The organism is Halanaerobium sp. MA284_MarDTE_T2 (genome assembly GCF_003337245.1).
Classification (GTDB): Bacteria; Bacillota; Halanaerobiia; order Halanaerobiales; family Halanaerobiaceae; genus QPJE01.
This window is the reverse complement of the sequence record NZ_QPJE01000001.1, coordinates 251,342-262,804: the sequence shown is the minus strand read 5'-3', so window position 1 is coordinate 262,804 and position 11,463 is coordinate 251,342. Positions and strand designations below refer to the sequence as shown.

Genomic DNA, 11,463 nt, shown 5'->3' with positions numbered 1-11,463 from the left:
GTTTTAAATGCTTTTATTGTTGTGTTTAGAAGACTTATTTTAGTATTTGAAACATGTAAATTGGAAAATATTATATGCTTTTTGTGTTACAATCATATTATTATAGGGAATATTTCAAGTCTTCCAGCCAGCATTCCAATTATATATGTAAACTTAATTACAGGAGACAGAGAGGCCATTTTGGGAACAGAAAAGAAAAACGGACCTATATTACCTACAGCAGAAAACATACCCGAATAAGCCTGCCAGCCGTTTAAATCAGAGAAAATAGAAGTTATAAGACCTCCAATTAAAATAAAAATCAACCAGATCAAAAATATACCTGACACCTTATTAATTTCTTTACTGCTGATAATTTTTTTATCTATTGTTACAGGTAAAACTGCCCGTTCTGGTAAATATATTTTTTTAACCTCTCCTTTAAACAGTCTGGATAATATATTAATTCTCATAATTTTAAATCCACCTGCGGTTGATCCAACACAGCCTCCAATAAGCATAAATACAAGAAAAATTTGTCTGGAAGCTGCCGGGAAAAATTCCGAATTAATATTTTGAGTACCAAATCCTGTTGTTGTAATAATGGAAACAACCTGAAATAAAACCTTTCTAAATATTTCTTCTGCTGAAATTTCTGCAGCAGTATTTAATATTATTATTAATCCTGTTATAATAGATGTTGAATAAAAAATAATTTTAACAAAAGTTTTAAATTCTGTATTATTTATGACTTCTCTATAATTTCCTGTAAAAAGTCGAAAATGCAGTAAAAAGTTTACTCCACCTAAAAACATAAAGATTATAATGACATATTCTATTAAAATATAGTTTTGAAAACCTAATTGTGCAAAACTACCAATACTTTCATTATAAGCTGAAAAACCACCTGTAGATAGAGAGGTAAAGCTGTGTGTAAGTGCATCAAATGCACTCAGTCCAAGGGCCATTAGTATAAGAGTTTCTAAAAAAATAAATCCAAGATAAATAGACCAGAGTATTTTTACAGTTTTAAAAATATTAGGTACCGGTCTGGATACATTGATTTTGTGGCTTTCAGCACTAAACAGCTGCCAAATCTGTCCCTTAGATCTGGTTGATATAAGAAGAAAAAAGGTTAGAATACCCAACCCACCCAAAAGCTGCATTAGACTTCTCCAGAATAAAATTGATTTCGGCATTGTATCCAAATTAACAAAAACCGTTATACCAGTTGTTGTAAAACCACTGACTGCTTCAAAAAAAGCATCGATAAATGATTTGTTAAGGGCAATAATAAAAGGAATAGAACCAAGTAAAGATACAATAATCCAGCCCAAAGAGCATAGGAGCATTGCAGTTGTAAGGTCTATATATATTTTATCTTTATTAGTAGGAAGACGCATTAAAATTGAAGCAAAAAAAGAAATTAATGATGTATAATAAAATGATCGATAGATTTGATTTCCTTCATTAAGATAAAAAGATAAGATGAGGGGAATTATAATTATTATTCCTAAGATCAGACTCAGAGAACTTAAATAATAAAATATGGTATTGTATTTTTTATATCTGTACATATGGCACCACCTGTAAGTGATATATTTAAATTTCTAATATAATTATTCTAGAATAATTGTTTAGTTCCTTTAAGATTTTGGCAGGTGCAGGCAGGGAATAGAGATTAAATTTATTTAGTGAATATATAATTTTACAGAAATACCGATTGAAAATATATGATTAATTGAATACTGAAAGGAGATAACTTTTTATGAAAAGAAACATTTATTTAAAAAAGAGTGAAACAAAAAAATCGCTGCAGAAATGGCTTGCGAAATTTAAAAATTATAAATTAGATACAGAAAAAATACGAGTTACAGAAGCTGACGGAAGGGTTCTTTCTCAGGCAGTATATGCAGAAAGATCAGCTCCAAATTTTTATGCTTCTGCAATGGATGGAATTGCTGTTAATGCAGCTGATAGTTATGGAGCTGATGAAAGAAACCCTGTTACTTTAAAGAAAGATGATTTCACCTGGGTAGATACTGGAGATCCTGTACCGGATAAGTTTAATGCAGTGATAAAAATAGAAGAAATAAATAAAATTGATTCTGAAACTGTAATAATAGAAAAATCTATTTCTCCCTGGCAGAATATTCGTATGGTAGGTGAAAGTGTTATAAAAGATACGTTAATATCTCCGGTTAATACACAACTTAAATTTTATCATATAGGTGCATTTTTAGAAGCAGGAGTCGCAAAAATAAATGTTTATAAAAAATTAAAAATTGGAATTATTCCTACAGGTAGTGAGCTTGTAGATGCCGAACAAACTCCTCAGGTAGGACAGCTTGTCGATTTTAATTCTCAGATGATTAAAGTTATGGCCGAAAAATGGGGAGCAGATGTCAAGATTTCTGATATTATACCTGACAGAGAAGATAAGTTGAATAAAATTTTTGATGAGTATAATGAAAAATACGATCTAACTGTTATATTATCTGGTTCATCAGCAGGAAGTGAAGATTTCAGCAGAAAAGTTATAGAAAATAAAGGTGAAATATTAACTCATGGAATAGATATGATGCCGGGAAAACCACTTATTTTAGCTTCAGTTAATAAAAAACCTGTAATTGGACTACCGGGATACCCACTTTCAGCAATCTTTACATTCTATTATTTTGGCCAGAGCATAATAAAATATATTTGTACAAAAGAAAAAATTAATATAAAATTTAAAAACAGTATCACCCGTCGAAAATTTTCGTCTTCTGTTGGTAATAATGAATTAAAAAGAGTTCTGCTTCGTTATGAAGGAAATGACTTAATATCAATCCCCGGCAAAAGTGGTGCAGCTGCAATGGATTCTCTTATAAAATCTGATGGAATTGCCCTGATAAAAAGTAGTAAAGAAGGTATAGAAGCTGGAGGAAATCTTCCGGTGATACTTCTTAAATCAGAAGCGCAAATTAAAAACAGCCTTCTATTAGCTGGAAGTCATGACCTCACCCTGGATATTATAAAAAATGAATTTTCTTCAGGACACAGTGGTCTTGATTTTAAATATATTACATCAGGCAGTATGGGAGGATTAACTTCTCTAAAAAGAAGAGAAGCAGAAATTGCAGGGGCACATCTTCTGGATACAGAAACAGGGAGTTATAATGAAAGTTTTGTTAAAAAACTATTTAATAATGAAGAAATGGTAATAGTAAACCTTGTAAAAAGAGAACAGGGCTTAATGGTAGTAAAGGGTAATCCTAATAAAATTTCTGAACTGGAAGATATAATCAAAAAAGATCTCAATTATATCAACCGGCAGAAGGGTGCAGGAACAAGAGTTCTTCTCGATTATATTCTTGAACAAAAAAATATTAATAAAGAGAATCTTAATGGTTACAAAAGAGAAGTCTATACACATATAGCTGCGGCAGCAGCTGTAGCAAGTGGAGGTGCTGATGCTGCACTGGGAATTAAAGCAGCAGCCGATATTATGGGGTTAGATTTTATTCCAGTTAAAGAAGAAAGATATGATTTTGTTTTTCGTAAAAATAAAATAAATGATATAAAAATAGAAAAACTGCTGAATTTGATTAATTCTGATAAGTTTAAAAATAAAATATTAAAAATGGATGGATATAAAACAGATATAACTGGAGAAATAAAATATTTGTAAAAATAACTTGCATATGGAAATTATTACCTTTATAATGGTGTTAAAACATCAGTGGAGGGAATACTTGTGCATATTGATCAATCATTTTACCTGGTTATATTAAATGGGATCAGCGGATTTGGCCCCAAAACAATTAATTCGATTCTCAAACAAAATATTAAACTCCAGTATCTCTGGGAGATGGACAGCAGAGAACTGGAGCACACTGGTATAAAGGGAAGAAAAAAAAGAAAGCTTATTGAAACCAGAAAAAAACTGGACATAAATAAGATTTACAGAAGTTTTAAAAATAGAGAGTTTAACTATGTTACTATTATAGACGATAATTATCCACAGAAACTGCATCAAATTTATGACCCACCTCCTGTATTATTTTATAAAGGGAAAAATTTATTTGACCTTCCTTCTGCAGCAGTTGTGGGGTCGAGAAATTCAACAATATACGGCAGAAAAGTAACTTATAATATTGCCAGGAAACTGGCAGATAAAAATATTAATATTATTAGTGGAATGGCTAAAGGGATCGATTCGACTGCACACAGAGGTGCTTTAAAATCTGACTTTAAGAAAACAACTGCTGTTATGGGTGCTGGATTTGAATATATTTATCCTTCAGAAAATAAGATGCTGGCCCAGAAAATTAAACAAAACGGTATGCTTGTCAGTGAATTTAACCCAAATATTAGTCCTACTCCAGGTAACTTTCCCCGAAGAAATAGAATTATTAGCGGTCTGGCAGATATTGTGCTGGTTATGGAGGCAGGAGAAAAGAGCGGCTCACTAATTACAGTAAATTTTGCCTTAGAGCAGGGAAAGGATGTAATGGCTTTACCTGGGAATATTGATAGACCTACAAGCAGAGGTACTAATAAATTAATTAAGGATGGTGCTGCTGTTATCACATCAGTACAGGATGTGCTTGACCATTTAAATTTATATATACAAAAATATGATAAAAAGAAAGAAAACAGCAGAGATAAAAAGGACGATATTTATCCGGATTTAAATTATAATGAGAAAAAACTTCTACAGATTTTTCAGCATGAAGTAGAAATTAACTACAATCAAATTAAAAGTATAAGTGGTTTTGACAGTGATATACTGGATCGAACACTGGTAAGTTTGGAATTTAAGAATCTAATAATTCATAAAAAAGGAAAAAAATATATATATAAGGGTTTACAAAATCTATTAAAACCAATATAATATAATACTAGTTATAGATTTTAATTTAAAGAGGGAGGAAGAACAGCAGGTAATATTACCTGTAATAAAATGGATAAAAACTTAATTGAAATTATAAGCTTTTTAATTAAAAAAATACTGGATGATGAAGATATTTTTTTTAATCAAGATGAAATCATTGAAGAATTACAGTATCTTGGTTATGATATGGAAGATATAGATGAAGCATTTTCTTTTATTTTTGATAATTCTATACTTTTTGATGATAGTGATTTTTATTTTGACAGCAGTATGCAGAGTGGTTATAATAGAGTTTTTACAGAAACAGAAAAAATGTATTTTAACAGTATAGCTAAAGGGATTATTTTTAAATTAAACAATCTTAAGATTCTGTCCCCGGATGAATTAGAAATGCTGATTACAAAAATGATGCAGTCAGCAGTTTTTGAGTTCTTAGAAACAGATAGAATCTGGCAGTTAATAAATGAAGTTGTAGAAGAACCAGAAAAGTTAATTTATATTGCAGACAATATAAGTGAATTTAAAGATGGGAAACTTAACTATCAAATAGTAAACTAATGTTTACTGGAGGTATGTACTTTAATGGCAAATAAAAAAAATAAAAATCTTGTAATAGTTGAATCACCGGCAAAAGCAAAAACAATATCCAAATTTTTGGGGGAAAATTATAATGTTGAAGCCTCAATGGGTCATGTTATAGATTTACCAAAAAGTAAAATTGGGATAGATATTGAAAATGATTTTGAACCAAATTATATTACTATCCGCGGAAAAGGTAAAATATTAAATAAATTAAGAAAAAAATCAAAAAAAAGCAGTGAAGTTTTTCTTGCAACTGACCCTGACAGAGAGGGAGAAGCAATTTCATGGCATTTATCAAGAGCACTTAAACTTGATGATACAGATAATATTAGAATTGAATTTAATGAAATTACAAAATCAGCAATTAAGAAAGCTATTAAAAATCCCCGCACAATTGATTATAATCTGGTAGATGCACAGCAAGCTAGAAGACTTCTTGATAGACTGGTTGGCTATAGTTTAAGCCCTCTTTTATGGAAAAAAGTGCGCAGGGGCTTAAGTGCCGGCAGAGTACAGTCGGTTGCTGTAAAGATAATATGTCAGCGTGAAAAAGAAATTAGAAATTTTGAAGAAGAAGAATACTGGACTTTAAAAGTAAAACTAAAAAATGGAAAAGATAAAATAACTGCAGACCTTTACAGAATAAATAATAAAAAATTTAATATTAATAATAAAGAAGATATGGATGAAATAATTTCAGATATAAAAGATAAAAATTTTGAAATTATTAAAGTTAAAGAACGCAAAAGAAGAAGGAATGCAAAGTCTCCTTTCACAACAAGTACAATGCAGCAGAATGCAGCAAACAGACTTGGTTTTACTGCTAAAAAGACAATGTTTTTAGCTCAGCAGCTGTATGAAGGAATAGATGTTGGCAGTGAAGGTACAGTTGGTTTAATCAGTTATATCAGAACTGACAGCACCAGAATATCTGCCGAAGCCAGGAATAGTGCTGTTGATTTTATAAAAGAAAAATTTGGCAGTAAATTTTTGCGAAAATCCTCTGCAAAGAAAAATAATAAAAACGCACAAGATGCACATGAGGCAATTAGACCGACAGATGTAAATAGAACCCCTGAAAAGATGAAAAAATATTTAAATAATGATCAGTTTAAACTATATGAACTTATCTGGAATCGCTTTACAGGAAGTCAAATGAGTGCTGCAATTTATGAGACAGTTTCTGCTGTTTTAAAAAGTGGAGATAAATATAAATTTAGAGTTAGTGGATCAAGACTTCTTTTCCCTGGTCATCTTATTTTAACAGGGAAATCTACAGAAGACGTAATTGATTTACCTGAATTAAAAGAAGGAGATAAATATAGAGCAGAAGAATATATCCCAGAACAGCACTTTACCAGTCCACCACCACGATATTCTGAAGCGAGTCTGGTAAAAACTCTGGAAGAAGAAGGTATTGGCCGTCCAAGTACTTATGCGCCAACACTTTCTACAATAGTTTCACGGAATTATGTTGAAAAAAAGGGTAAATATCTGCATCCAACAGAACTTGGAGAAACAGTGACAGAACTGCTGTCTGAATATTTTCCAGATGTTACTGATATAGAGTTTACTGCTGAACTGGAAAAGAGACTTGATGAAATAGAAAATGGAAATAAAGAATGGAAAAAGGTATTAAAAGATTTTTATGAACCGTTTTATAAAAGATTAGAATATGCACGAGAAAATATGGAAAAAATAGAAATTGTAGAAGAAATAGATGAAATCTGTGATGTCTGCGGCAGACCGATGGTTGTAAAATATGGACGCTATGGTAAATTTTTGGCCTGCTCGGGATATCCAGAATGTAAAAACACTAAACCTTTTGTAGTTAAAACAGGAGTCAGCTGCCCTGACTGTAAAGATGGTGAAATAATTGAACGAAAAACTAAAAAAGGGAAAACCTTTTTTGGATGCAGCAATTATCCTGACTGTAATTTTCTGACCTGGAATAAACCTGTTAAAAAACCCTGTCCTGAATGCGGCAGTTTAATGGTAGAAAAAAGGTCAAAATCAAAAGGTGAATATTATAAATGTACTAATAAGGAATGTGGTCATGAGGAAAAAGCAGAAGAATAATAAATTTCATTCACAAATAATCCATATCATATGATTTTCTGGTATTATATGATATTTTTTGGTTTGTTTAAAGTTGTGAATATTATCTCGTAAACTTGACTTTTATAATCAATCCATGTTAATATTAAAAAAATAGATTAAAACTATTTTGAATCATATGACAATTTAAAAATAAGTTTTATAAGAAGTATAAGAAAAGGAGGTTCTAAATTGTCGGTAACAGATTTTAAAGCAACAACTATAGTTGCTATTAGGCACAAAAACTGTACTGCTCTGGCAGGTGATGGTCAGGTAACACTCGGCAATACAGTTATGAAAGGAACAGCTAAAAAAGTAAGGCGCTTATATAATGATAAAGTTTTAGCTGGTTTTGCCGGCACATCTGCTGATGCTTTTACTCTGTTTGAAAAGTTTGAGGGAAAGCTGGAAGAATATCATGGTAATCTGCAGAGAGCAGCAGTGGAACTGGCTAAAGAATGGAGAACCGATAAATTTTTAAGAAAACTTGAAGCTTTGCTAATAGTTGCAAATCTGGATGAAATTTTGATTATTTCCGGAAATGGGGATGTTATAGAACCAGATGGAAAGATATCTGCAATTGGTTCTGGTGGTCCTTATGCTAGAGCTGCAGCATCTGCTCTTTTAAACCATGCTGATAATTTAAATGCCGGAGATATTGCCAGAGAAGCACTGCACATAGCGGCTTCTATTTGTATTTATACCAACAATAATATAACTCTGGAACTTTTGACCGGAGGTGAAGAAAAGAATAATAATGATAAATAAAGAATATACCCCAAAAGAAATAGTTAAGGAACTCGATAAATTTATTATTGGGCAGGATGAAGCAAAAAAATCAGTTGCAATTGCTCTTCGCAATAGATATCGGCGCAAACTGGTAGCAGATGATCTAAGAGATGAAATTATTCCCAAAAATATTCTTATGATTGGACCAACTGGAGTTGGAAAAACTGAGATAGCACGTAGATTAGCTAAAATAGCCAGTGCTCCTTTTATTAAAATTGAAGTAACAAAATTTACTGAGGTTGGTTATATTGGTCGTGATGTTGAATCTATCATCAGAGATATTACAGAATTTGCTATTAGGATGGTAAAGGAAGAAAAAATGAAAGAAGTAGAAGCAGAAGCTGAACAGCTTGCTTTAGAACGAATTGTAGATAAAATACTGCCTGGAAGTAAAAAGAAAAAAAAGGAACCGTTTTCCTTTTTAATGGATGAAAAAGATTATTCAGATAATACTTCTTCCTCAGATGATGCGGAAATTGATAATAGAATAGAAAAGCGAAGAGAAAGAATGCTGAAAAACCTTAAAGATGGAAAACTTGATGATAAAAAAATAGAAATTGAAATTGAGGCAAGTTCTCCCCAAATGTTAGAAATTTTTTCTGGTTCTGGTGTTGAAGAAATGGGAGTGAACTTTCAAGATATGCTGGGGAATATTTTTCCAGGACAAAAAAAACAGAAAAGAGTATCTATTGCAGAAGCTAAAGATATTTTGAAAGAATATGAGGCTCAAAAACTTATCGACATGGAACAGGTTAAAACTGAAGCTATAAATAAAGTAGAAAATGATGGAATCGTTTTTTTAGATGAAATAGACAAGATTGCTGGTAGAGAATCCGGCTCAGGCCCTGAAGTCTCGCGCGAAGGTGTTCAGCGGGATATACTTCCTATTGTGGAAGGTTCTACAGTAGTTACAAAACATGGTTCAGTAAAAACAGATCATATTCTATTTATTGCTGCTGGTGCATTTCATGTTTCCAGCCCTTCGGATTTAATTCCTGAACTACAGGGAAGATTTCCAATTAGAGTAAATTTAAATAGTTTAAGCAGGAAAAATTTCAAAGATATATTATTAATTCCCAAAAATTCTCTTATTAAACAGTATATTGCACTTCTGGAAACAGAAGGAATAAAAATTAATTTTACAGAAAAAGCAGTAGAAAGAATTGCAGCTTTTGCCTTTGATGTAAATGAAGAGACAGAAAATATTGGTGCACGCAGACTGCAGACAATTATGGAAAAGCTGTTAGAAGATTTATCTTTTGCAGCACCTGATATGGATAAATCAAATTTTGAAATTGATGTTGACTATGTTAATGAGAAATTAAAGGATGTTGTGCAAAATAAAGATTTAAGCAGATATATCCTGTAATAAAAATTAGAAATGGAGGTAATTTAAATGGATAATTTATTAGAAAAAAGCCGAAAAATAAATCGACTACTGCAGAGAACCGGAGGAAAGTCTGTAGATTTTAATGATATGGCATATGTTTTAAAAGAAGCTATAAGCTGTAATGTTTATGTAACAAGTAGAAAGGGAAAAATTTTAGGATACAGTCTTCTAGATGATTTTGAATGTGATATTATGGAAAATGAAGTAATAGATAAAGGTGAATTTCCGGAAGATTATAACAAAGGCCTGCTGAGAATTCGGGAAACAAGGTCTAACATAGAGCAAAAAAAAGGAAAGTGTGTTTTTGCAAAAAATGAAGACTGCCTATTTGAAAATAAATTAACTACAATTGTTCCTGTTATTGGAGGCGGTGACCGTTTGGGTACACTTGTTCTGGCCAGATATGGTAATAAATTTAACGATCATGATCTTGTGCTTGCAGAATATGGTGCTTCTGTGGTTAGTATGGAAATTATACGTTCAAGAAGTGAAAAAATAGAAAAAGAAGCCCGAAAAAAAGCTGCTGTACAGATTGCTATTGATACACTTTCTTACTCAGAATTAGAAGCTATTGAACATATTTTTGATGAGTTAGATGGTATGGAAGGACTTTTAGTTGCTAGTAAGGTTGCTGATAGAGTTGGTATAACAAGGTCAGTTATAGTAAATGCATTGAGAAAATTTGAAAGTGCTGGAGTTATTGAATCCCGTTCTTTAGGTATGAAGGGAACTTATATTAAAGTTCTCAATGATTATCTGCTGGAAGAACTAGATAAGCTAAAAGCATAAGCTGAAATGTCCTTCAATTTTGGAGGACATTTATTTTTTATAAATTTTGTTGATTATTCTTTAAAACTATGGTATACTTTTTTGTGGCAAAATACACACGGCAGTTGATCTAAACACTGGTGCTGTATAAAAATATAGTTGTGTTTGGAGTTGATACTGTCGGAGGACAAACCAGGAAAGGAGGTGCAGGAGTTATGTCAGTTGTAAACATGAAACAACTCCTAGAATCGGGTGTTCATTTCGGACATCAGACCAAAAGATGGAATCCCAAAATGGAGCAATATATTTTCACAGAAAGAAATGGCATTTATATTATTGACCTTCAGCAGACCGTTAAATTAATTGATAAAGCTTATAATTTTGTTAAGGAAGAGGCTGCTAAAGGAAAAACCGTTTTATTTGTAGGTACAAAGCGTCAGGCGCAGGAAACTATAAGAACTGAAGCAGAAAAATGTGGAATGCCTTATGTAAATCAGCGCTGGCTTGGTGGTATGTTAACAAACTACCAGACAATCAAAAAGCGTATTGATAGATTAGAAGAGCTTGAACAGATGGAAGAAGAGGGAGTATTTGAAGTACTGCCCAAAAAGGAAGTAATTGAACTTAATAAAGAACATGATAAACTCGAAAAATTCCTTGGCGGTATTCGTAATATGAATGGTCTTCCGGATGTAATCTTTATAACAGATGCAAGAAAGGAAGATATAGCAGTTGCTGAAGCAAGGAAACTTAATATCCCAATAGTTTCTATTTTAGATACAAACTGTGATCCAGATCTGATAGATTATGTCATTCCTGGTAATGATGATGCTATTAGAGCTGTTAAGTTAATTACCAGTGTTATTTCTGATGCAGTGCTTGCTGGTAAACAGGGGCAGCAAACTGCTGATGAAGAAGAAATGGAAGATAAAGTAGAATCTAATGAATAATAGGATTTATATAAAGCGCTGGTAAGGTT

The 11,463-nt window shown here is 31.9% G+C and carries 9 protein-coding genes; 8 read left to right on the top strand and 1 reads right to left on the bottom strand.

The genetic code is table 11. From position 1 onward, the window contains the following. Positions 1-92: 92 nt before the first annotated feature. Positions 93-1,556 (bottom strand): TrkH family potassium uptake protein, encoded by a 1,464-nt coding sequence (locus DFR78_RS01235; protein ID WP_114457018.1) that lies wholly within the window; start codon positions 1,554-1,556, stop codon positions 93-95. Between the two features lie 191 nt (positions 1,557-1,747). On the opposite strand from DFR78_RS01235, the gene DFR78_RS01230 reads away from it, so the two are divergent. The 8 genes from DFR78_RS01230 (at position 1,748) to rpsB (ending at position 11,434) form a co-directional block, all read left to right on the top strand. Then, complete coding sequence (locus tag DFR78_RS01230) at positions 1,748-3,652, top strand: molybdopterin biosynthesis protein (protein ID WP_114457017.1); 1,905 nt, start codon at positions 1,748-1,750, stop codon at positions 3,650-3,652. 66 nt (positions 3,653-3,718) lie between these two features. Next, entirely contained in the window at positions 3,719-4,858 is a 1,140-nt protein-coding gene (gene dprA / locus DFR78_RS01225) for a DNA-processing protein DprA (RefSeq protein WP_233486930.1), read from the top strand. A 69-nt stretch (positions 4,859-4,927) separates the two neighbouring features. Further along, positions 4,928-5,416: a DUF494 family protein gene (locus DFR78_RS01220; protein WP_114457016.1), complete on the top strand. Its 489-nt coding sequence runs from the start codon at positions 4,928-4,930 to the stop codon at positions 5,414-5,416. A 24-nt stretch (positions 5,417-5,440) separates the two neighbouring features. Next, positions 5,441-7,519, top strand: a complete 2,079-nt coding sequence (gene topA, locus DFR78_RS01215; protein ID WP_114457015.1) for a type I DNA topoisomerase — start codon at positions 5,441-5,443, stop codon at positions 7,517-7,519. Positions 7,520-7,729: 210 nt separating this feature from the next. Continuing rightward, positions 7,730-8,305, top strand: a complete 576-nt coding sequence (gene hslV, locus DFR78_RS01210) for an ATP-dependent protease subunit HslV (protein WP_114457014.1) — start codon at positions 7,730-7,732, stop codon at positions 8,303-8,305. Then, positions 8,295-9,695 (top strand): ATP-dependent protease ATPase subunit HslU, encoded by a 1,401-nt coding sequence (hslU, locus tag DFR78_RS01205; protein ID WP_199505517.1) that lies wholly within the window; start codon positions 8,295-8,297, stop codon positions 9,693-9,695. The genes hslV and hslU overlap by 11 nt, the downstream gene beginning before the upstream one ends. 27 nt (positions 9,696-9,722) lie before the next feature. Continuing rightward, complete coding sequence (codY, locus tag DFR78_RS01200; protein WP_114457013.1) at positions 9,723-10,505, top strand: GTP-sensing pleiotropic transcriptional regulator CodY; 783 nt, start codon at positions 9,723-9,725, stop codon at positions 10,503-10,505. 194 nt (positions 10,506-10,699) lie between these two features. Further along, the gene (gene rpsB, locus DFR78_RS01195; protein ID WP_114457012.1) at positions 10,700-11,434 is read left to right on the top strand and encodes a 30S ribosomal protein S2; all 735 of its coding nucleotides are present in this window, start codon (positions 10,700-10,702) and stop codon (positions 11,432-11,434) included. Positions 11,435-11,463: the final 29 nt, after the last annotated feature.